General features: G+C 72.1%; 19 protein-coding genes and 3 pseudogenes. 9 read left to right on the top strand and 13 right to left on the bottom strand.

Annotated elements, in window-relative coordinates:
* The 7 genes from O3597_RS12490 to O3597_RS12460 are packed head-to-tail and all read left to right on the top strand — an operon-like array spanning position 1 to position 6,548.
* Positions 1-981, top strand: coding sequence for an ABC transporter ATP-binding protein (locus tag O3597_RS12490; protein ID WP_269741234.1), 981 nt, complete (start codon positions 1-3; stop codon positions 979-981).
* Complete coding sequence (locus O3597_RS12485) at positions 978-1,946, top strand: ABC transporter ATP-binding protein (protein ID WP_281604251.1); 969 nt, start codon at positions 978-980, stop codon at positions 1,944-1,946. The genes O3597_RS12490 and O3597_RS12485 overlap by 4 nt, the downstream gene beginning before the upstream one ends.
* A gap of 10 nt (positions 1,947-1,956) precedes the next feature.
* Complete coding sequence (locus tag O3597_RS12480) at positions 1,957-3,195, top strand: amidohydrolase family protein (RefSeq protein WP_281604250.1); 1,239 nt, start codon at positions 1,957-1,959, stop codon at positions 3,193-3,195.
* The gene (locus O3597_RS12475; RefSeq protein WP_281604249.1) at positions 3,192-4,865 is read left to right on the top strand and encodes a DUF885 domain-containing protein; all 1,674 of its coding nucleotides are present in this window, start codon (positions 3,192-3,194) and stop codon (positions 4,863-4,865) included. The genes O3597_RS12480 and O3597_RS12475 overlap by 4 nt, the downstream gene beginning before the upstream one ends.
* A 5-nt stretch (positions 4,866-4,870) precedes the next feature.
* Positions 4,871-5,245 carry a nuclear transport factor 2 family protein gene (locus tag O3597_RS12470; protein WP_164447175.1) on the top strand — a complete coding sequence of 125 codons (375 nt, stop codon included), beginning with the start codon at positions 4,871-4,873 and terminating at the stop codon, positions 5,243-5,245.
* Positions 5,242-5,568 (top strand): TIGR04076 family protein, encoded by a 327-nt coding sequence (locus O3597_RS12465; RefSeq protein WP_164447174.1) that lies wholly within the window; start codon positions 5,242-5,244, stop codon positions 5,566-5,568. Before O3597_RS12470 ends, O3597_RS12465 begins: the two co-directional genes overlap by 4 nt.
* On the top strand, positions 5,565-6,548 hold the full coding sequence (locus O3597_RS12460) for an LLM class flavin-dependent oxidoreductase (protein ID WP_281604248.1): 984 nt from the start codon (positions 5,565-5,567) through the stop codon (positions 6,546-6,548). The genes O3597_RS12465 and O3597_RS12460 overlap by 4 nt, the downstream gene beginning before the upstream one ends.
* 131 nt (positions 6,549-6,679) lie before the next feature.
* Here O3597_RS12460 and O3597_RS12455 read toward each other — a convergent pair whose 3' ends face one another.
* From O3597_RS12455 to O3597_RS12395, 13 genes and pseudogenes are all read right to left on the bottom strand, one after another.
* A complete protein-coding gene (locus O3597_RS12455; RefSeq protein WP_281604247.1) occupies positions 6,680-8,431 on the bottom strand; it encodes an ABC transporter ATP-binding protein in 1,752 nt (583 codons plus the stop codon).
* On the bottom strand, positions 8,428-10,104 hold the full coding sequence (locus O3597_RS12450) for an ABC transporter ATP-binding protein (RefSeq protein ID WP_281604246.1): 1,677 nt from the start codon (positions 10,102-10,104) through the stop codon (positions 8,428-8,430). Before O3597_RS12450 ends, O3597_RS12455 begins: the two co-directional genes overlap by 4 nt.
* Before the next feature lie 88 nt (positions 10,105-10,192).
* The gene (nudC, locus tag O3597_RS12445; protein WP_281604245.1) at positions 10,193-11,134 is read right to left on the bottom strand and encodes an NAD(+) diphosphatase; all 942 of its coding nucleotides are present in this window, start codon (positions 11,132-11,134) and stop codon (positions 10,193-10,195) included.
* Between the two features lie 143 nt (positions 11,135-11,277).
* Positions 11,278-11,889 (bottom strand): TetR/AcrR family transcriptional regulator, encoded by a 612-nt coding sequence (locus O3597_RS12440; RefSeq protein WP_164447171.1) that lies wholly within the window; start codon positions 11,887-11,889, stop codon positions 11,278-11,280.
* A gap of 33 nt (positions 11,890-11,922) precedes the next feature.
* A complete protein-coding gene (gene sugE / locus O3597_RS12435) occupies positions 11,923-12,240 on the bottom strand; it encodes a quaternary ammonium compound efflux SMR transporter SugE (RefSeq protein WP_164447170.1) in 318 nt (105 codons plus the stop codon).
* 11 nt (positions 12,241-12,251) lie between these two features.
* Positions 12,252-12,992: an SDR family oxidoreductase gene (locus tag O3597_RS12430; protein WP_281604244.1), complete on the bottom strand. Its 741-nt coding sequence runs from the start codon at positions 12,990-12,992 to the stop codon at positions 12,252-12,254.
* Positions 12,993-13,149: 157 nt separating this feature from the next.
* Positions 13,150-14,724, bottom strand: a complete 1,575-nt coding sequence (locus tag O3597_RS12425) for a CotH kinase family protein (protein ID WP_281604522.1) — start codon at positions 14,722-14,724, stop codon at positions 13,150-13,152.
* A gap of 117 nt (positions 14,725-14,841) precedes the next feature.
* Positions 14,842-15,183 (bottom strand): annotated as a pseudogene (locus O3597_RS12420) (chitobiase/beta-hexosaminidase C-terminal domain-containing protein); the annotation flags it as partial.
* A gap of 65 nt (positions 15,184-15,248) precedes the next feature.
* Positions 15,249-15,764, bottom strand: a complete 516-nt coding sequence (locus tag O3597_RS12415; protein ID WP_281604521.1) for a VTC domain-containing protein — start codon at positions 15,762-15,764, stop codon at positions 15,249-15,251.
* On the bottom strand, positions 15,761-16,231 hold the full coding sequence (locus tag O3597_RS12410) for a DUF4956 domain-containing protein (protein ID WP_281604243.1): 471 nt from the start codon (positions 16,229-16,231) through the stop codon (positions 15,761-15,763). The genes O3597_RS12415 and O3597_RS12410 overlap by 4 nt, the downstream gene beginning before the upstream one ends.
* 42 nt (positions 16,232-16,273) lie before the next feature.
* Complete coding sequence (locus tag O3597_RS12405) at positions 16,274-16,462, bottom strand: hypothetical protein (RefSeq protein WP_281604242.1); 189 nt, start codon at positions 16,460-16,462, stop codon at positions 16,274-16,276.
* A 79-nt stretch (positions 16,463-16,541) separates the two neighbouring features.
* Positions 16,542-17,167, bottom strand: a pseudogene (locus O3597_RS12400) (family 43 glycosylhydrolase); the annotation flags it as partial.
* A gap of 110 nt (positions 17,168-17,277) precedes the next feature.
* Positions 17,278-17,649: pseudogene (locus O3597_RS12395) on the bottom strand (family 43 glycosylhydrolase); the annotation flags it as partial.
* Positions 17,650-18,059: 410 nt separating this feature from the next.
* On the opposite strand from O3597_RS12395, the gene O3597_RS12390 reads away from it, so the two are divergent.
* Together O3597_RS12390 and O3597_RS12385 are read left to right on the top strand one after the other, a co-directional pair.
* Positions 18,060-19,226: a cellulose binding domain-containing protein gene (locus tag O3597_RS12390; protein WP_281604241.1), complete on the top strand. Its 1,167-nt coding sequence runs from the start codon at positions 18,060-18,062 to the stop codon at positions 19,224-19,226.
* Positions 19,227-19,399: 173 nt separating this feature from the next.
* A complete protein-coding gene (locus tag O3597_RS12385) occupies positions 19,400-20,776 on the top strand; it encodes a glycosyl hydrolase family 18 protein (protein WP_281604240.1) in 1,377 nt (458 codons plus the stop codon).
* Positions 20,777-20,973: the final 197 nt, after the last annotated feature.

Genomic DNA, 20,973 nt, shown 5'->3' with positions numbered 1-20,973 from the left:
ATGGCGCCGCTGCTCGACGTCGACTCCCTCGCGGTGACCCTGCCCGGTCCGCGCGGGCCGCTGCCGATCCTGCACGACGTGTCGCTCAGCGTCGACGAGGGTGAACTCGTCGGCATCGCCGGCGAGAGCGGCTGCGGCAAGAGCCTCACCGCACAGACCCTGCTCGGCCTGCTCCCGGCCGGCGCCACCGTCACCGGGACGGCACGGTTCGCCGGCACCGACCTGCTCGGCCTGGACAACCGGGGCTGGCAGCGGATCCGGGGCGCGGGCATCGCCATGGTCTTCCAGGACCCGTCCGCCGCCCTGCACCCGATGCTCACCGTCGGCCGTCAGCTCACCGAACACATGCGGGTACACCTGCGAATGGACCGGCGGTCCGCGACCCGCCGGGCGGTGGAACTGCTCGATCAGGTCAGGATCCCCGACCCGGAGCGCGCCCTGCGCGCCTATCCGCACCAGTTCTCCGGCGGCATGCGGCAACGGGCGGCCATCGCCATCGCCCTGGCCGCGCGGCCCCGACTGCTGATCGCCGACGAACCGACCACCGCCCTCGACGTCACCGTGCAGGCCGGCATCCTCGCCCTGCTCGACCGGCTGCGCGCCGAGACCGGGCTGGCCGTCGCCTTCATCACCCACGACCTCGGGGTGCTCAGCGCGTTGACCACCCGTGGCTACGTCTTCTACGCCGGTCGCGTGGTGGAGACCGGCCCCACCGGGGCGCTGCTCACCGCACCCACCCACCCGTACACGGCGGCGCTGCTGGGCGCCCGGCCGCACGGCACCCAGGCCGTCGGCACGCTGCGGCCCATCCCCGGCGCCCCACCGGCCCCGGGCGAGGCGCCGCCGGGCTGCCCGTTCCAACCCCGCTGCCGGCACGCCGAGCCGACCTGCGGCACGGCACCGCCGCCCCTGGCTCCGGTGGCGGCCGACCGGTCGGTGGCCTGCGTGGTCCGCCCGCACCTGGAGGTGACCGCCCGATGACCGGCCTGCTGGACATCAGCGACGTCGAGGTCGAGTACCGCTCGCGGGGACGCGGCCGGGTGCTCGCGGTCGCCGGGGTCAGCCTGGACGTGGCGGCCGGGCAGATCGTCGGCCTGGTCGGTGAGTCCGGCTGCGGCAAGTCGTCGCTGGCCCGGGTCGCCGTGGGACTGACCCCGCCGAGCGCCGGGGTGGTCCGCTTCGCCGGGCAGCCGGTCACCCCGCTGGGCTGGCGACACCGACCGGCCACCGAGATCGGCCTGCAGATGGTCTTCCAGAACCCGTACGCGTCGCTGAATCCCCGGCGCACCATCGGCGCGCAACTGCTCGACGGCGTCCCGGCGACGGTGACCGGCGCGACGGCCCGCCGAAACCGGGTGCGTGAGTTGCTGGACCGGGTCGGCATGCCGAGCACGGCCGCCGAGCGGTACCCGCACCAGTTCTCCGGCGGTCAGCGGCAACGCCTCGCCATCGCCCGGGCGCTCGCCCCGCAACCCCGCATGATCATCGCCGACGAACCGGTCACCGCGCTCGACGCCTCCTCCCAGGCCCAGGTGGTCAACCTGCTCGTCGGGCTGGTCCGCGATCTCGACATGGGCATGCTGTTCATCTCCCACGACCTCGCCCTGGTCCACGAGATCGCCGACGTGACCGCCGTGATGTACCTGGGCCGCATCGTGGAGAGCGCGCCCACCCGCGAGCTGTGGCGCAGTCCGCGACACCCCTACACCCGGGCGCTGATCGACGCGGTGCCCCGCATCGGCCCCACCCCACGGCTGCCCGCCACCCTGGCCGGTGAGGTGCCCGACCCCGCCAACGCCCCTACCGGCTGCCGGTTCCGGCCGCGCTGCCCGCACGCCTTCGCTCCCTGCGGCGACCAGCCACCAACCCTCGACCTCGGCGGACGCAGCGCCGCCTGCTGGCTCAACGACCCCACGATGGCCCCGGCCACCGTGCCCGCGAACTGAGGACGTCGTCATGCACACCGCCACCGAACAGGTCCTGGTCAACCTCGCCCTCTACGACGGCGTCGCCGACCACCTCCAGCCCGACCGGGGAGTCTGGGTCGGCGCCGACGGGATGATCAAGGCGGTGGGGGCCGTCGACGACGTGCTCGCCGAGGCCGGCGACGCCCGTGTGGTCGACCTCGGCGGGGACGTGGTGATGCCCGGCCTGACCAACATGCACGTGCACCTCTCCCTCGGGCTGCCCGGCCATCTCGCCGACACGGTGCACCGGTCCAACCTGGCCGAACTGGTGCTGCTGATGGCCGACTCGGCCCGGCGTACCCTGCACGCCGGCGTCACCACCGCCCGACTGGTCGGCGAGGGACGCTACGCCGACTTCGCGCTGCGCCGGGGCATCGAGGCCGGCGCGGTGGACGGCCCCCGGATCTTCACCGCCGGGCACGCGTTGTGCTGCACCGGCGGCCACGGCTGGGAAGCCGACGCCCTGGAGGCCGACGGTGCCGACGGCTTCCGCCGGCTCACCCGGGCCCAGATCCGGGCCGGCGCCGACCTGATCAAAGTCTGTGTCTCCGGCGGGATCGCCGGTCAGTTCGAGGCGATCGACACACCGCAGCTGCTCGACGACGAGATGGCCGCCGTCATCCGGGTCGCCCACGACTGGGGGCGCAAGGTCACCGCGCACGCCGGGCCGGCCGACACCGTACGCCGGGCCGTCGAACTCGGCCTGGACTGTGTCGAACACGGCTACGAGCTGACCGACGAGGTCACCCGCCTGATGGCCGACCGAGGCGTCTGGTACGTGCCCACCATCGTGGTGAGCCGCTGTGAACAGTTCTTCCGCGACTCCGGGGTACCGGGCTGGTTGATGGACCGGGCCCTGGCCGCCGGCCCCCGGCACTGGGAGAGCCTCCAGCACGCCATCCGCAACGGGGTGCCGATCGCCCTGGGCAGCGACATGCCGCCGCACGCCGGCTACGACGAGACCAGCGCGACCGTGCGTGAGCTGGAGTTCATGGTGGACGCCGGGATGCCGGTCGCCGAGGCGCTGAAGGCCGCCACCATCCGGCCCGCCGAATGGCTCGACCAGGCCGACACGCTCGGCAGCGTCGAGGCCGGCAAGCACGCCGACCTGCTGGTGTTGCGCGACGACCCGACCCGTTCCGTCTCCGCGTTGCGCACCCTGCACGCGGTCATCAAGGGCGGCGTCGTCTACCGCGACGACCACCACCGCGTCCGGGTGCCCCGATGACCGACATCACCGCGGTCGCCGACGGGTACCTGCGCGCCCTCGCCACGCTCGACCCGGAGGCCGCCGAGGCGGCCGGACGTACGCCGCAGTGGCGGCTGGCCGACCTGTCGCCGGACGGCTTCGACGCCCGCGCCGAGCTGGCCCGCGCGACCGCGACCGCGGTGGCCGCCGCCACGGTGACAGTCCCGGCCGAACGTGCCCTCGCCGGTGCCCTGGCCGACCGGCTGGCCAGCGAGGTGGCGCTGCACGAGGCCGGCTTCACCACCCGGCTGCTCGCCCCGCTGGCCACCCCGGTGCACCTGGCCCGGCAGGTCTTCGACAACCTGCCCCGGACCACCGTCGACGACTGGGCCGTGGTCGCCGAGCACCTCCACCGGCTGCCCACCACCCTCGACCAGTACGCCGCCACGCTGCGGCGCTCCGCCGGGCGTGGCCAGTTGGTCGCCCGCCGGCAGGTGCTGACCGTCGCCGATCAGTGCGCCGCCTGGGTCGACGCCGACTTCTTCGGCGATCTCGTCGCCGGTCACCGGAGCGGGCCGCTGGCCGGGCGGCTGGCCGAGGGGGCCCGGCGGGCCACCGCCGCCACGGCGAAGTTCGCCACGTTCCTGCGTACCGACCTGGCCCCCGCCGCCACCGAGGTCGACGGCGTGGGCCGCGACCTCTACCAGGTCACCGCCCGCGCCTTCCTCGGCGCCACCGTCGACCTGGACGAGTTGTACGCGTACGGCTGGGCGGAACTGTCCCGCACCGCCGCCGAACTGCGGGCGGCGGCGGCCGACTGCGGCCATCCGGACGTGGCCGCCGCCCGGACGGCGCTGGACGCCGACCCGGACGGGCGGGTGCCGGTCGGTCCCGCCCTTGAGGAGTGGCTGACCAGGCGGACCGCGCTGACGACGGACCTGCTCGACGGGACGCACTTCGACATCCCCGCCGCCACCCGCCGGGTGGTGTGCCGGATCAGTCCGACCACCTCCGGGGTCATGTACTACACCCCACCCGACGCGCGGCTGACCCGCCCCGCCGGCATCTGGTGGTCGGTGCCGCCGGGGGAGTCGACGGTGCCGGTGTGGCGGCACGTCGGCACGCTCTGCCACGAGGGGCTGCCCGGCCACCACCTGCAGCACGCGATCACGCTCACCACCGCCGACCTGCACCCGTGGCAGCGCACACTCTGCCAGGTGCACGGGTACGCCGAAGGCTGGGCGCACTACGCCGAGCGGCTCGCCGACGAACTCGGCCTCTACGCCGGACCGGCGGAACGGCTCGGCATGCTGGACGGGCAGATGTGGCGGGCCGCCCGCGTGGTCATCGACCTCGGCCTGCATCTCGACCTGCCGATCCCGGCGGGCAACGGGTTCACCGACGCGTCCCGCTGGAGCCACCCGATGGCCGTGGACCTGCTCACCCGGGTCGCCGGGCTGGACGCCGCGACCGCCCGGTTCGAGGTCGACCGCTACCTCGGCTGGCCGGCGCAGGCGCTCGCGTTCAAGGTCGGCGCGCGGATGTGGCAGCAGACCCGCCAGGACGCCGAACGCCGCGCCGGCGCCGCCTTCGACCGCAAACGGTTCCACCACACCGCGCTGGCGCTCGGGCCGATGGGCCTGGACCCGCTACGTGACCGCCTCGCCGAGACGTTCCGACCCGCTGCCGACTCCCTCGACCGGAAGTGACCCCGATGAGCATCGACGAACTCACCGCCACGATCACCGACATGTACCGATCACTGGGGGATCGATCCGCCTTCGACGCCCACCTGCACCCCGACCTGACGATCTGGGAATCCGACGCCGATCGGCTGCTCACCGGGCTGGCCGCACTGGACACGCTGCGCGACCGGCGAGCCGCCGAGGCCACCGGACCGGCACCGGTCACGGTCGCCCCGGAACAGGTGCACGCCGAGTCGTGGGACGGCACCGGTCTGGTCCGGTACGTGCTGCGGGCCCGGCACGCCGACGACCGACCGGACACCTGCTTCCGGGTCACCGACGTGCTGCGGCGCGACGACGCGGGCTGGCGGATCGTGCACCACCACGCGGAGGCCGTGCGATGAGCGACGAGCAGCCCACCACCGACGTCTACGACCTGCGGGTCGTGGTGGAGCGCATCGAGGGACGCTCGGTGTGCGGCATGAAGCCGGGCGACCACGTGGAGCTGACCGAGTCGTGCCGGTTGCGCATCCCCGAGGGCCAGCACTTCTGCCTGTACGCGCTCGCCGCCTGTCTGCCGCTGCTGCCGGCCAAGCAGCGGGCCCTGGACGACGGGGACTGGATGGCCCGGGACAGCCACGTCGCCTGCCCCGACCCGGAGGAACGGCTCATCATGCGTATCGAACGCACCGGCCGGCGGCAGATCCCCACCGAGGAGCTGACGTGACCCGCCTGGTGGGCATCGGCCTCCAGTCGGACAAGTCCGCCGACGAGTACGCCGTGCTGGCCGAGATGGCCGAACGGCACGGCTTCGACGTGCTGTCCGTCTTCGGTGACCTGATGTACCAGCCCCCGCTGTTCCCGCTGCTGGTGGCCGCCCGGCACACCCGCCGGATCCGGCTCGGCGCGGCCTGCCTCAACCCGTTCACCCTGCACCCGGTGGAGGTGGCCGGCCAGGTGGCCGCCCTCGACCTGGCCTCGCACGGCCGCGCGTACCTCGGCCTGGCCCGGGGCACCTGGTTGCAGCAGGTCGGAGTGGCGCAGACCCGGCCGCTGCGCCGCATCGCGGAGACGGTGCAGATCGTCCGGCGGCTGCTCGCCGGTGACGACGGTGGATTCGTCGGCCGGGAGTTCACCGTGGCCCCGGGTACCGCGCTGCGGTACGTCCCGGCCCGGCCGGACGTGCCGGTGCTGGTGGGCACCTGGGGCCAGCAGACCGCCCGGTCCGCCGCCGCGTTCGCCGACGAGGTGAAGGTCGGCGGGTCGGCGAACCCGGCGATGGCCAAGACGATGCGGGCGTGGCTGGACGAGGCGGCCTCGGGTCGGGACACCGGTGTGGTGCTCGGCGCGGTCACCGTGGTCGACACCGACGGGGCGCTGGCTCGGCGGATGGCCCGTACCGAGGTCGCCATGTACCTCGCGGTGGTCGCCGCCCTCGATCCCACCGTCGAGGTCGACCCGGAGCTGCTGGCCCGCATCCAGCGGCACGTCACCCGCCGCGAGGACGACCTGGCCGGCGCGCTGATCGGCGACGACCTGCTCGACCTGTTCGCGTTCTCCGGTACACCCGAGCAGGTGGCCGCGCAGGCCGCGGCGGTCTTCGACGCCGGGGCGAGCCGGGTGGAGTTCGGCACCCCGCACGGGCTGACCCCGCAGCGCGGAATCGACCTGATCGGTCGGCGGGTGCTGCCGCTGCTGCGCGACTGACCGCCGCCGCCGGCCGGCTCGATCCGGCCGGCCCGGACCGGCCGGAATCGGCCAGCCGGCCCCGGCCGCCGCGCGCCGGGCGTGCGTCCGGGTGGGCCCGGCGGCCCGGCCGTCGGGGTGCGGGTGCCGGGTCAGTGCCGCCAGGCCGACCAGAGTTCGGCGTACCGGCCGCCGGCTGCGACCAACTCGTCCGGAGTGCCGAGTTCGACGATCCGGCCGTGCGCCATCACGGCGATCCGGTCGCAGGCGTGCGCCTGGCTGAGCCGATGGGCGACGACCACCGCCGTGCGGCCCCGGATCAGGGCGGTGCTGGCCTGTTCGAGCTGCCGGGCTCCCGCGCTGCCGGCCTCGGCGCTGGCCTCGTCGAGGACGACGATCGGCGGGTCGAGCAGGGCGATCCGGGCCAGTGCCAGCTGTTGCGCCTGGCCGGCGGTGAGCGGGTGTTCGCCGTCGCCGACCCGGGTCGCCAACCCGTCGGGCAGGGCGGTGACCCAGCCGTCGGCGCCGACCAGTCGCAACGCGGCGTGCAGGTCCTCGTCGGCGGCGTCCGGAGCGGCCAGCCGCAGGTCGTCGGCGAGGGTGCCGGCGAAGACGTGAACCTCCTGGGTGACCACGCCGACGGTCCGGCGTAGCTCGACCGGATCCAACTCGCCGATCCGACGGTCGCCCAGCCACACCTCACCCTCGGCGGCGGGGAAGACGCCACCGAGGATGGCCGCGAGAGTCGTCTTGCCGGCTCCGCTCTCGCCGACGATCGCCAACGACTCGCCCGGGGCGATCTCGATCGATACGTCCCGCACCACAGCGGGGCCGCCGGGGTAGCGGTGCCACACCGACTTGGCGGTGACGCGTGTCGGCAGCCATCCCGAGACCGGTCCGGCCGGCCGGCTCGCGGGTACGTCGAGCCCGGAGATGCCGACGAGCCGGGCGAGCGCCGCGCCGGCCGACTGGACGTCGTTGAACGACATCAACAACAGGCCGAGCGGGCCGAAGAGGCGATGGAACAGCAGCGCCGCGGCGGTCACGTCGCCGACCGTGCTGTCGCCCGCCCGCACCAGCAGGAAGCCGGTGAGCAGCACGGCGGTCAGTCCGAGCGCCTCCGCGTAGTTCATCGTGTTCGCGAACCAGAGGAAACCGCGCACCGCTCGCAGGCGCGCCACCACCGCGTGCCGGGAGGTCTGCTCGACCCGTCGGCTCTGGCGGTCCTGCATGCCGTACGCGTGCACCGTCCGGGCACCGGTGAAGGTGGTCAGCAGACTCTGGGTACGCACCGCCGCGGCTTCCCGCTCGGCGGCGTACAGCCGTTTCGCCTGCGGCACGAAACGGCGCAGGCTCAGCACGTACACCGGGAAGACGACCAGGAACGCGGCGGCGATGCGCCAGTCGAGCGTCGCGAACCCGGCGAAGGTGATGACGACGGTGACCAGTGCGGTGAAGATGCCGGCCGCCAGCCGCACCGAGTCGGTCACCCGTTCCACGTCCTCGGTGACCCGGGACGCCACGTCACCGGAGCCGGCGCTCTCCAGCCGGGTCGCGTCCATCCGCAGCGCCCGGTCCAGCACCTCCTCGCGGAGATCGGTGCAGGCCCGCATGCCCCACTCGGTGACCAGCCAGTTGGCGGTGCCGGTGAGGACCGCGGCGGCCAGGCCCGCGCCGAGGATGAACGAGGAGGTGAGCAGCAGCGAGCCGACGGTGCCGCCGGCCACCACCAGGTCGACCAGCCGGCCGAGCAGGATCGGCACGACGACGGCCGCGACACTTGCCGCCGTGGCCGCCGCCACCGACGTCCAGGCGAGCGTCGGGTAGCGCCGCAGGGCACGCCAGAAGGCGGCGAGCGTGACCCGGCCGGTGGCCACCGGCAGGATCGTGACACCGGAGGTCATCGCAGCACCACCTCCGCGTACGACGAGTCGGCGAGCAGGTCGCGGTGCCGCCCGACCGCCGCCACCTGACCGGCGCGGAGGAACACGACCCGGTCGCACCGGTCGAGCAGCGGCGCGCTGGTGGTGACCAGTACGGTCGCCCGGCCGTCGCCGCTCCGGTACGCGCGGATGCCGTCGGCGATGGCGTGCTCGGTGACCGCGTCGATCGCCGTGGTCGGGTCCCGGAAGACGGTGACCGGTCGATCGGCCAACAGCGCTCGGGTGAGGGCGAGCCGCTGCCGCTGACCGCCGGAGAGGTTCAGGCCGTGATCGACGAGTTCCCGGTCGAATCCGGCGTCGTCGGTGATCAGGTCACCGACGGAGGCCGCGGCCAGCGCGGTGCGCAGGGCGGCGTCGTCCCGGTCGTCGCCGGTCTGGAGCACCTCCCGCAGGGTGGCGCCGAACAGGTCGACCCCGTGCGGTTCGACGAGCACGGTCCGGCGCACCGAGGCGAGGTCCAGCTCCCGCATCGGCGTGCCGGCCAGCCGCACCTCGCCCCGGTCCGGCGACCGTGCCCCCGCGAGCAGGTCGGTGAGGTCGTCGGCGGTGCCGGTCTCCGCGGTGACGATGCCGAGCAGCTCTCCGGGGGCCACGGCGAGGTCGACGCCGTCCAGGCCCGGCGCGTGCACCCGGTCGAGGCACAACGCTCCCGGCCGGGCCGGGAGCGTCCCGGACGGCATCCGCTCCGGTGCGGCGAGCACCTCGGCCACGCGGGCCGCGCTGGCCCGCGCCGTGGCCAGCCGGAAGACGCAGTCGGCGAGGTTGAGCACCGGATCGGTGAGGAAGGTGGCCAGCCCGACGATCGTGATGAGCTGGCCGACGGTGATCCGCCCCGCCAGGGCGTACCAGCCCGCCAGAGCGGCGACGACGGTGATCAGCAGGCCGGTGGTGAAGGTGGACGCGCCGATGAAGGTGGCACCGGCCTTGACCGTGCCGATGCCGGCGCGCAGCGACGTCCGGCTGGCCGTGCGGTAGCGATGGACGGCCTCGTCGACGCCACCGAACCCGCGCAGCGGTCGCAGCCCGCGCAGCAGGTCCGACGCGACGGCGGCGGCCCGACCGACCGCCTGCTGCTGCGCGGATGTGCGGCGTCCCACGACCGGGCCCAGCGCATTGAGCCCGAGCACCAGGATCGGCACGCCCACGACCAGGCCGAGCCCGAGCGACCAGTCGATCCGCAGCAGCACGACCGTCGACACCGTCAGCCCGACCAGCGCGCTCACCCCCCGGGTGCCCAGTTCGAGCAGCTCGGCGGCGGACTGGGTGTCGGAGGTGGCGATCGAGAGCAGCTCGCCGCTCTGGCGGCTGGTCCGGATCCCCTGACCACCGACCACGCGCCGGACCACCCGCATCCGCAGCTCGTGGGACTCCTCGGTGACCGCCCGGGACAGGAACCAGAAGCCTGACCGCCAGCCCATGGTGAGGGCGGTGAACAGTGCGAAGATGCCCAGCACGGACCAGAGCATCGCCGAGGTCGATCCGGTTCCGACGGCCTGGTCGATGACCAGGCCGATGGCCACCGGGACCAGAGCCTCACACAGCTGGTGCAGTGACCAGAAGGCGGCGCACAGGGCGGTGTCGCGACGCTGCCGCCAGAACATCAGGCGGATCAGTCGCCCCGTGGTCTGTGTCATGCCCCCGCCTCACGTTCGATGAGTTAGGGCAGGCTAACCTGCTGTCCTCGCTGATCGCCATTCGCGGGTACACCGTGCTGCCCAGGTCTCAGACCTCGGCGTGCGGAAGCGGCGGCCGGTCGAACCCGGCCCAGGAGCGCAGCAGCCGACCGCCGATGGAGTCGGCCGGCCCCGAGCCGGGACCGTTGCGGACCCGCTCGACGATCTCGGCGCGGGTGAACCACCGGGCCTCCGTCAGCTCCCGTCCGTCCACGGCGATCGTGTCATCGACAGCCTGGGCGACGAAGCCGACCATGAGGCCGGCGGGGAAGGGCCAGCCCTGGGAACCCTGATAGGTGACCACACCGACCGTCACCCCGGCCTCCTCGCCGACCTCGCGGCGGACCGCGCCCTCCAGGCTCTCGCCGATCTCGACGAAGCCGGCGAGCAGCGAGAAGCCGTCCGGGCCGGCACCGTGATGCCGGGCGAGCAGGCAGCGTGGCTGCGGACCGGGGCCTTCCACCAGCACGATGACGGCGGGTTCGATCCGGGGAAACAGTTGCCGGCCGCAGTCGGGCCCCTGGCAGACCCGCAGGTGACCGGCTTCGGCACTGGCCGTGGCAGCGCCGCAGGTGCCGCAGTGTCTGGCGTGCCGATTCCAGTAGAGCAGGCCGCGCGCGTACGCCAGGGTCGCGGCAAGTGGCTCGGGCAGGGTCGTGGCCAGTCCACGCAGATCGGCGCTGGCGTGTGCGGTAGCCAGGCGCAGCGCCTCGATCTCCTCGACCTCGCTGAGGTCGGCGGCGAAGCTCGCCGTGGTGCCGTCGAGGCCGAGCAGCGCTGTCTGCCCGGCCCTCGCCAGCAACGTGCGCGCGGACGATCCGGTGAGCCGCACCGGCCTGCCGTCGGCCGTGAGCAGTGGCCGGTCGCGCCACAGCGGCAGCACCTCGCTGTCGTCGCGGCCGAGCAGGTCGGCGACCCGGGCCGGGTCGGCGCGCAGGCTCGCGGCCCGGTCGTGCGGTGCGGCGGTGTACGCGAGCCCGGGGAAGACCATGCCGCCGATCGTGCCGCACCCCCCGGCAGCGCGCCCACCGGCTCGGCGGTGACCGGCGGCACACCGCCCGTCCCGGTCGGCATCCGGTTCGGCGGCGGCGCAGTGATGGTGTGCTGCGGTCAGGGGTCTGCGGTGTACCGGCGCTACACCTGCCGGGTCAGGCCGTCCCAGGCGGCCATGGCGCAGTCGACGATGCCGAGGAGATCCTCGGCGGCGGCGCCGTCGCGTGCCTGGACCGCCATGCCCTGTACGACCGCGCCGACGAACCGGGCGAGCGAGTCAGGCACGATCGACGCGGGTAGATCACCCTCGTCCACCCCGCGGCTGATCCGCCGCCGCAACTCGGCGATGTCACGCTCCCGGCACGCGCTGAGGAACTGGCCGACCGCGTCCGACTCGGGCACGGTGCCGGCGCCGGCGAGCACGACCAGGCATCCGCTCGGATTCGCCGGATCGACATAGGCGTACGCGTGGTGACGCAACATCGCCTCGATTGCCGCGCGGGCGGTGTCCCCACCGTCGAGCGCCGCTCGGGGACCGGCGCCCTCGGTGAGGTTGTAGAGATCGACGGCCTCCCGGAACAGCGCTTCCTTGCTGCCGAACGCGGCGTAGAGGCTGGGCGAGCCGATGCCCATGGCGGCGGTCAGGTCGGTCATCGAGGCACCCTGGTAACCGCGACGCCAGAAGACCTCCATCGCACGCCGCAGCGCGACCTGGCGGTCGAACGTGCGGGGTCGACCTCGCTTGGCCGTCATGCGTCGCGTCCTCCCTTGCACCCGCTTCAGCGGTCAGTGTTCCACCAGACGCAGCCCGATGATCCCGACCACGATCAGGGCCAGGAACAACAGACGTGCCGGACCGGCATCCTCCTGCATCGTGACTATCCCGGCGATCACGACACCGACCGCTCCGATGCCGACCCAGACCGCGTACGCGGCACCGACCGGTAGCGCCTTCATCGCCCAGGCCAGCATGAAGAAGCTGAGCGCGGCGCTGGCGACCGCCAGCAGTGACGGCCAGAGCCGGGTGAATCCGTCGGTGTGTTTCAGCGCGGTCGCCCAGACGACCTCGAGCAGTCCGGCCACGACGAGCACGAACCAGGCCATGCGTACCCTCCTCAGGCGGCGAAGCCGCCGTCGACGGCGATGGCGGTGCCGGTGATGTAGCGGCCGGCCGAACCGGCGAGGTGGCTGACCGTCGCCGCGACGTCGGCGGCGGCCGCGTACCGCCCGAGGGCGATGAAGCTGCGTTCGTGGTCGGCGCCCTCGCCGTCGGCCGGGTTCATCTCGGTGTCCGTCGAGCCGGGATGCACCACGGTCGCGGTGATCCCACGAGGACCGAGGTCGCGGGCCAGCCCACGGGTCAGACCGAGCAGGGCACTCTTGGTCATCGAGTAGAGGCTGACCCCGGCGTACGGCACCCGCTCGGCGAAGCAGCTGCCGATGCTGATGATCCTTCCGCCCGGTCCCAGGTACGGGATCGCCGCCTGGGTGGCGAGGAAGACTCCGCGTACGTGCACCGCGAGGGCCTGGTCCAGTTCCGCCAGACTGACCTGCTCGATCGGCCCGTACGGAAAAATGCCGGCGTTGTTGACGAGAATGTCCAGCCGCCCCAACTCGGTCGCCGTACGCCGTACCGCGGCGGTGACCGCGTCGGGATCGGCGCTGTCCGCCGCGATCGCCACCGCTCGGCGGCCCACCGCCTGCACCTCGGCGACCACCTTCTGCGCCCGGTCGGCCGCGGCGCGGTAGGTGATGGCCACGTCCGCGCCGTCCCGGGCGAGGCGGGCGGCGATCGCCGCGCCGATGCCTCGACTACCCCCGGTGACCAGCGCGACCTTGCCGGCGAGTTCCGTCATGCCTGCCCCTTATTTCTGTATCGATCGACACAATATTAGGGCAGCGTAGCGGAATCGGGTGTCGACGGCTGTCCCGGAACCCGACGGATCCTCGTCCCGGTACCCGGACGCCCGGCACCGGTCCGTCGGACGGACCGGTGCCGGGCGGTTACGCCGATCAGCTAGCCGTGCAGGTCGGTGTGGGTGTGCTCGGTGTGCCGGTGGTGGAGCCGAGGAAACCGAACGAGGTGCTGGCGCCAGCGGCGAGACTGCCGTTGTAGCTGACGTTGCGGGCGGTCACCGCCGATCCCTGGCTGGTGACTGTCGCGTTCCATGCCTGGGTCACCGTCTGCCCGGCCGGGTACGTCCAGGTCACGGTCCAGCCACTGATCGCCGCGCCGCCTGCGGTGACCCGTACCTCGCCCTGGAAACCGCCGGACCACTGGTTGGTCACCGTGTACGTCGCGGTGCAGCCGCCTCCGCCGGGCGGCGTGGTCGTCGGCGGCGGCGTGGTGGGTGGTGGCGTGGTGGGTGGCGGCGTGGTCGGCGGCGGGGTGGTGGGCGGGGGAGTCGTGGACCCGCCCCAGCCGGCGGTCGAGTCCAGCCACGCGGCGCGGCGCAGCATCCAGTCCCGCATGAACTGGACCTGCCCCTGCCAGGTCGGCGCGGTCGGCGTGATGAAGGGCCCGACCATTCGGGTGCTGAGGTTGGGCCAGCGCTGGAAGTTGCGCTGTGCCCCGTTGGTCAGCGGCCCGGTGAGGGCGTTGATCCGCGACTGCAACGACGCGTCGGAGAGCGGGCCCCGGCGCAGTGTCTGCCAGCGCAGCCGCACCTCGTTGACGAACGCCGGATCGCGCATCAACTGCGTGTACCAGTCGTTGGCCAGCGGCTGGCGGACCTGCTGGTACTGCCAGCCGGCGGTCTGGTCGTTCTGGAAGAAGCCACCCACCCCGAAACTGAGGTCGTAGTCCCAGAGCGGCCCGGCGAGGATCTTGGTGTCGCGGTCCCTGTAGAAGTAGGCGCTGCGGATGTACGAGTCCATCTCCCGGCTCAGTTCGTTGATGATGAGCTGGTCGATGAAGGAATCCACGTCGATGTACGCCCGGTAGCCGGTCGTCGGATCGGCGAAGTTGGGCGCCCGCAGCACGTTGTGGAACTCCTGGATGTGGTTGCGCAACCAGTCTCGTTGCTCGGGTTGCAGCGGTGACGGGTCGGCGACCTCAAGGTAGTTCCAGCAGCTCGCCGCCGGCCCGGTGCAGGGCAGGGTCGGCTCCTCGGCGGCCATCCACTCGAACTTCCAGATGTAGCCGCCGGTGATCCGCGGCAGGGTCCGGTCGTCCTCGCGGAGCTGCTTGAGGTCGAGACGGTCCTTGGAGTTCTTGATCGTCTCGACGATCATGTAGACACCCATGTAGTCGTCGGAACCGACCGGGCCGGCGTCGGTGTTCAGGTAGAACTCCGCGAAGGCGTACCGGGGGGCGGGTAGGCCCAGCTGCCGGCCGAGGTCGTAGACGAACGCCTCCCGGATCAGGGACTTGTCGCTGAACGGCCCGCGCAGCACCCAGTCGGAGTCGGCCGGCATGCCGAGCACCGGGTAGTCGGCGTCGTCGTCGGCGTTGTCCCAGAATTCGAGGCGGAACGGCGTCTTGGCGAACATCGCCGACGACTGGCCACGCAGCCGGAACCCGGACCGGGTGGCCACGGTGGGTGCGGCTGCCAGCGAGGTGCTCCCGCCGCCCGGCTCGAAGATCATGGTGGTGGCGTCGAGGTACTCCCGCTCGGGCCGGCCGGCACCGTACGAGTCGATCAGTACGACCGGCAGGTCGTGTGCGGTGCTGGTGTTGCGCGCGACGTACATGGCGGTGCCGGGCGCACCCGAGGCGGTCTGCCCGACGAATGCCTGGGCCCGCAGTTGCGTCGTACGCGTGAACCGCAACGCCGATCCGGAGTAGAGCGGCGACTGCGCGTTCGGCAGCCCTCCGTCAATGGTGTAGCGGATCTGGGCACCGCTGACGGTGGTGCTCAGCGACACCGAGACCTCGCCGGAGAAGGTGCCGCTGGGCACCGAGAAGCCGATGTCGCCGACCAGGTCGTCGGCGGCGGCCGCAGTCGCGGCGGTCCGGTCGACCGGTGTGGTGGAACTGGACGTGTCGGCGAGGGGCTCGGCACCGGCCGGCGCCGGCGACGGGACGAGAAACGCGGTGACCAGCATGACGGCGGCCGCGATCCCCGCGATACGCAAGCGGGGCGCCGCCGAGGTGCCGACGCTGGGGTCGGTCAGACGCACGATGCCTCCTGGACGGGACGGTGGGCGGTGGCGGTCGGTGCCGTGCCCACCGACGGGGTGGTGCGGAAGTGCCGACGCAGCGTCCGGCGCCAGGGCGAATCCGGCAGCTCCGGGCGCAGCGCCGCCAGGCCCGTGGCGTACTTGGAGATGCGGGCCGGGCGCAGCCCTCCCTGCCACAGCAGCCGGTCGGCGGGCGACGCGGCGGCGCTGGTCTTGGTCTCGACCACGCGCACCTTGAAGCGGCGTCGTCGCCGGTAGGCCGCGCAGTGGTAGCTGGCCAGCATGGGGGTGTCGAAGTAGACCGACTCGTAGCGGAAACTGCGCGCACCGTCGATGTCCAACACCCGTGCGTACGGGGTGAGCTGGTCCAGCAGATGGGGCACCCGGTCGAGGGGGACGAGGTACTTGCGGTCCACCCTGGTCTGCAGCGCGGCCCGGTCGATGAGTTCGGCCAGCCCGATCGGGTCCATGGCCGCCAGCGGCGCGGTGATCGGCTGGCTGCTCATCGGGCGGCTCCCGCCTTCGCCGGAGTCGCGGACGCCCTGGTGGCGCGGCCCTTGACCGAGTACCTGACGTCGACCACGGTGGTCTCGTTGACCAGGTCGAGTCGCTGCACGGTGGCGACGTGCACGCGGGCGCCGAGCAGTTGTTCCAACTGGGCGACGAGGGTCACGTGGTCGGTCACCGCCGAGTCGAGAACCATGATCTGGTGCCGGTAGTGGCGGAGCAGCCGAGGGTGGTCGCCCAGGAACATCACCACGAGGATGAGGCCCATCAGCCCGGCGCTGAGCCAGACCGAGGTGGTGCTCAACGCGCCGAGGATGCCCAGCGCCAGGGCGGAGAAGTAGTACGCGACCTCGTGCTGGTCCAGCTCCGTCGATCGCAGGCGGATGATCGACAGTACGCCGAACAACGCCAGCCCGAGCCCCAGCCCGGCGCCGACGTTGCTGGCGCTGATCGAGGCGAGCCACACCGGCCGTGCGGGGTTCGCCCCGCACGGCCGGTCCTCGTTCGGTCACCGCGTCGTCGACGCACCCGGCGCGCCGGTCGCCGCCGGCTGGTAGTCGAACCAGTCGAAGGCGGCACTCCCGTCGGTCACGTAGAGGCCGAAGACCCGGCCGGTGAAGCCGGCGGCGACCTCTGTGGACAGATAGCGGCCATCGAGTTCGGCAAGCACCACAGGGCCCTGCTCGGTGTCCACCACGAAGGTGACCATGTCGCAGGCGGTGGGCCTGGTCCAGGCGCAGGGTCAGCCCGGCCCGCCCGGTACCGGGATCGACGCGGACGGCGGCCCGGCAGTCGTGATGCAGTTGCCGGTGGGCGACGAGCGTCGCCCCGGCGCGGTCGAGGGTCGTACCGTCGGCGTGCAGGGTGAGCCATCCCGGCCGTTCGGTGAGCGACAGGCTCGTCCTCGGCCGGTGCCGCAGCGAGATCCAGCGCGGCGACAGTTCGCCGCCGTCGAAGTCCTCGTGGTACCCGCCAGCGTCGGGGGAGGGGGCGAGCGCGGGCGGGCTGCCGGCGGGGGCGGCCATGACCTCCTCGACCGGGTCGACCACAGGCCAACCGTCCACCCACCGTACCGGCGCCAGAAAGGTCTCCCGACCGAGCACGTGGTACGGCGGCCACTGGCCCTTGGCGCGAATGCCGAGCAGGACCATCCACCAACTGCCGTCTCCGGCCTGGACGAGGTCGGCGTGGCCGGTGGCCTGCACCGTACGCCTCATGCCGCGTTGGGTGAGGAAGGGGTTCACCGGCCCCGGCTCGAACGGCCCCCGGTACTGCGGGACCGGGCGATGGAGATCGCGTGCCCGGTGTGGGTCCCGCCTTCGGAGACGAGCAGGTACCACCATTCGCCGATCCGGTACAGGTGCGGGGCCTCGGGGTACTGCCCACCGGTGCCGGACCACATCGGCACCGGCCCTTCCAGGACGGTGCCGGCCTGCGGATCGACGCGATAGGACTCCCCGACACGGTCAACCAACAGTCACCGTTGTCGTCCCAGGCCAGCGACGGGTCGACGTGCGGCAGGTCGAAGTAGACCGGGTCCGACCACGGTCCGGCCGGGTCGACGGCGGTGACGAGCAGGTGCCGGCCGAGGGTGACGTCAGTGGTGATCATCCAGAACCGGCCGTCGTGGTGCCGGATCGTCGGCGCGAAGATGCCGCGCGAGGCGTGCGTGTCCGGCGGGAGCCGCAACTGGCCGGGGCGGTCGAGCACGTTGCCGATCTGCTGCCAGTTCACCAGGTCCCGGCTGTGGAAGATCGGTACGCCCGGAAAGTACTCGAAGCTCGAACAGACCAGGTAGTAGTCGTCGCCGACGCGGCAGATACTCGGATCGGGATGGAAGCCCGAGAGCACCGGGTTCCGGAACGTGGTCGAGGGGGCCGTCATGCCGACCGATGCTATGCACCTCGGTGCCGGCCTCGTCAGTTCCGGACGGGGCCCGATCAGCCGTAGCCTGTCGATGTCGGTGATCCCCGAGTAGGCCGGCCCCTGGGGCGCGGGCACAGTTCATTGACTGCCGTCCAACTGTCGTCGTACCGTCGCAGCGTCAGCCATCGATGATGGGCATGGCGACCGAGCCGGCGCCGTGTCCGCCGGGCGACTTCTCGGGCACGGTCGCCGGGCGAGATGGGCCGCGATGGCCGGGATCAGCGCCCCCGGCGCGATCCGGGCCACGCACACGCCGCTGCCGGCTGCCGCCTCCGTAGGCGATCACGAACCGCACGTCGGATCCGCCGCCGTCGTGACCGCGAACAGTCCCGGCTGCCCACGTGGCGGCCAGGACTGAAGGAGGACCAATGGTGAAACGTACCCGCCTCGCCCTGCTCGCCGCCGCGGTGGCCAGCACTGTCGTCACCGCCGTCGTCGGGGTCGCGGTCGCCCACGCCGCCACCGTCGCCTGCGCGGTGCGGTACACGGTCTCCGCCCAGTGGTCGGGCGGATTCACCGCCGACGTGACCATCACCAACCTCGGCGATCCGGTGCCGTCGTGGCGTCTGACCTGGGCCTACGCTGCCGGACAGCGGGTGACCCAGGCCTGGAACGCGACCGTGACGCAGGATCTCACGCAGGTGACCGCGGCGAACATGTCGTACAACGGCGCGATCGGCCTCAACGGCACCGCCAACTTCGGTTTCAGCGGCTCGTGGAGCGGCAGCAACCCGGTGCCGACCGCGTTCGCGCTCAACGGGGTGACCTGTACCGGCTCCGGCAACCCCGGTCCGACCCCGACGCCGACCCGCACCACTCCGCCACCGGTGCCCGACTATCCCCCCACCGGGCGGCTGTGTGACAGCGACGATTCGATCGAGATCGGCAAGTACTGGATTCCCAACAACCAGTGGGGCGCCACCGGTGCCACCGGCAGCCAGTGCATCTGGTCCAACGGAGGCCCGGGGAACCCCATCTACTGGGGGACCAGCTACACGTGGAGCGGCGATCCGAGCAGCGTCAAGTCGTACGCGGCGGCGATCCTCGGCTGGCACTGGGGTTGGCGGCGGCCGAACACCGGGCTGCCGGTGCAGCTCAGCGCGAACCGTGACGTCACCACCAACTGGCGCTTCAATGTCACCGCCAACGGTGCCTCGAACATGAATGTCGCGTACGACATGTGGTTCCACCCGATGGCCAACCCGGGTTCGGCGGACCAGCCCACCGACGAACTGATGATCTGGCTCTACCGTTCCAACGCGTCGCCGGCCGGCAGCCGCCAGGGCACCGTCACCATCGCGGGTACCACCTGGGAGGTCTGGCGTGGCTACGTGGGCACCTGGGACGTCTACTCCTACGTGCGGACCAGCAACACCACGAGCGCGACCCTCAACATCCGTGACTTCACGAACGACGTGGTCTCCCGGGGCTGGATGAGCAGCTCGAAGTACCTGACAAGCGTCCAGGCGGGACCGGAGATCTTCACCGGCAGCGGCGAGGTCAACACGACGTTGTACCAGGTAACCGTCGGCTGAATCGGACCGGACGGTGCTGATCGAAGGACATCGTTGACCGCTACCGTTAACACTCTTTAAGATTTGGCTGCCTCGAGGAACCCAGCACCCGTACGCCACGGCCGGTCATCGGCGGCTCCACAACGACCGGCCGTGGCGGCACGGCACCCTCACCTGCCACGGGAAGGTCCTCGATGTCCTCACCATGTCCCCGGCCGCGCTCGGCCCTGGCCGCCGGTCTGCTCGCGCTGGTCACCGCCGGTGCCACCCTCGCCGTCACCCCGACCGCCGCGCAGGCGGTGGTGCTGCCCGACAACTTCAAGAGCGTGGGCTACCTGCCGTCCTGGACCGGCAACGTCAACTCGGTGCAGTACACCAAGCTCACCCACATCAACTACGCCTTCGTGCTGCCGAACAGCAACGGCACCCTGCGCCCGGTGGAGAACCCGAGCAAGCTCACCTCCCTGGTGTCGCTGGCCCGGGCGAACAACGTGAAGGTCTCCATCGCCATCGGCGGCTGGAACGACGGTGACGACTCCGCCTTCGAGGCCCTCGCGGCCAACGCCGGCACCCGCACCACATTCGTCAACAACGTGGTCAGCTTCGTCAACCAGTACGGCCTCGACGGCGTCGACATGGACTGGGAGTACCCGGACCCGGGCGCCTCGGCCAACAACTTCAGCCTGCTGATGCAGCAGTTGAGCAACGCGTTGCGCCCGCAAGGCAAGCTGCTCACCGCGGCGGTCGTCGCGGAGGGCTACTACCGCGACGGCGTACCCACGTCGGTCTTCAGCCACGTCGACTTCCTCAACATCATGGCGTACGACGGTGGCAGCCCACACGCCAACTACGACTGGTCGATCAACGCGGTGAACGGCTGGAAGGCCCGGGGCCTGCCGGCCAGCAAGGCCATCCTCGGCGTGCCCTTCTACAGCCGGCCCGGCTACTACACCTACACCCAGCTCGTCGGCCTGGATCCGGCCAACGCCAATCGGGACTGCACCACCGTGGGCGGCGCCCAGCAGTGCTACAACGGCGTACCGACGGTCAAGCGCAAGACCCAGTGGGCGATGGCGAACGCCGGCGGCATGATGAACTGGGAACTCACCCAGGACACCGGCGGCTCGACCTCGCTGGTCAGCGCGATCTACGACACCGTGACGGGTGGCTCCCCGCCGCCGACCGGCCGGACCGGTCAGATCACCGGCATCGCCGGCAAATGCGTCGACGTCGCCGCCGCCAGCACCGCCAACGGCACCGCGATCCAGCTCTACACCTGCAACGGCACCAACGCGCAGCGCTGGACCGTGGCCGGCGACGGCACCCTGCGTGCCCTCGGCAAGTGCCTGGACGTGACCAGCGCCGGCACCGCCAACGGCACCCCGATCCAACTCTGGGACTGCAACGGCACCGGCGCCCAGGTCTGGCAGGCCCAGTCCAACGGCACGCTGCGCAACCCGGCGTCGAACAGGTGTCTCGACGCCACCGGCAACAGCTCCGCCGACGGCACCCGGCTCCAGATCTGGGACTGCTTCGGCGGCGCCAACCAGGTCTGGCGTCTGCCGGCCTGAGGCACCGCGAGTTCCGACCGGCGGCCGGCCTCGTGAGGCGCAGGCCGGCCGCCCTCGGTGTCACTCTCTGTGCCGATGGTCGGCGCCGTCGCGATTGTCGACGAAACGTGAGGTCGTCGCCGACCCTCGGGTATGCCCTCAGCCGCGAGGGGGTACTGGGATGGGGTGGCGAAGAGTAACTGATCGTGATGGGCTGC

Source organism: Verrucosispora sp. WMMA2044 (assembly GCF_027497155.1).
GTDB lineage: Bacteria > Actinomycetota > Actinomycetes > Mycobacteriales > Micromonosporaceae > Micromonospora > Micromonospora palythoicola.
This window is presented reverse-complemented; position numbering and strand designations above follow the sequence as displayed.

Bases quoted from the DNA above. Each gene is read 5' to 3' on its own strand.
- sugE (WP_164447170.1), bottom strand. From the start codon at position 12,240: ATGGCCTGGTTCGTGCTCGTCGTGGCCGGACTGCTCGAGGTCGTCTGG.
- O3597_RS12475 (WP_281604249.1), top strand. From the start codon at position 3,192: ATGACCGACATCACCGCGGTCGCCGACGGGTACCTGCGCGCCCTCGCC.
- nudC (WP_281604245.1), bottom strand. From the start codon at position 11,134: ATGGTCTTCCCCGGGCTCGCGTACACCGCCGCACCGCACGACCGGGCC.
- O3597_RS12440 (WP_164447171.1), bottom strand. From the start codon at position 11,889: ATGACGGCCAAGCGAGGTCGACCCCGCACGTTCGACCGCCAGGTCGCG.
- O3597_RS12485 (WP_281604251.1), top strand. From the start codon at position 978: ATGACCGGCCTGCTGGACATCAGCGACGTCGAGGTCGAGTACCGCTCG.
- O3597_RS12490 (WP_269741234.1), top strand. From the start codon at position 1: ATGGCGCCGCTGCTCGACGTCGACTCCCTCGCGGTGACCCTGCCCGGT.
- O3597_RS12390 (WP_281604241.1), top strand. From the start codon at position 18,060: ATGGTGAAACGTACCCGCCTCGCCCTGCTCGCCGCCGCGGTGGCCAGC.
- O3597_RS12470 (WP_164447175.1), top strand. From the start codon at position 4,871: ATGAGCATCGACGAACTCACCGCCACGATCACCGACATGTACCGATCA.
- O3597_RS12480 (WP_281604250.1), top strand. From the start codon at position 1,957: ATGCACACCGCCACCGAACAGGTCCTGGTCAACCTCGCCCTCTACGAC.
- O3597_RS12385 (WP_281604240.1), top strand. From the start codon at position 19,400: ATGTCCTCACCATGTCCCCGGCCGCGCTCGGCCCTGGCCGCCGGTCTG.
- O3597_RS12465 (WP_164447174.1), top strand. From the start codon at position 5,242: ATGAGCGACGAGCAGCCCACCACCGACGTCTACGACCTGCGGGTCGTG.
- O3597_RS12450 (WP_281604246.1), bottom strand. From the start codon at position 10,104: ATGACACAGACCACGGGGCGACTGATCCGCCTGATGTTCTGGCGGCAG.
- O3597_RS12415 (WP_281604521.1), bottom strand. From the start codon at position 15,764: ATGAGCAGCCAGCCGATCACCGCGCCGCTGGCGGCCATGGACCCGATC.
- O3597_RS12430 (WP_281604244.1), bottom strand. From the start codon at position 12,992: ATGACGGAACTCGCCGGCAAGGTCGCGCTGGTCACCGGGGGTAGTCGA.
- O3597_RS12425 (WP_281604522.1), bottom strand. From the start codon at position 14,724: ATGATCTTCGAGCCGGGCGGCGGGAGCACCTCGCTGGCAGCCGCACCC.
- O3597_RS12455 (WP_281604247.1), bottom strand. From the start codon at position 8,431: ATGACCTCCGGTGTCACGATCCTGCCGGTGGCCACCGGCCGGGTCACG.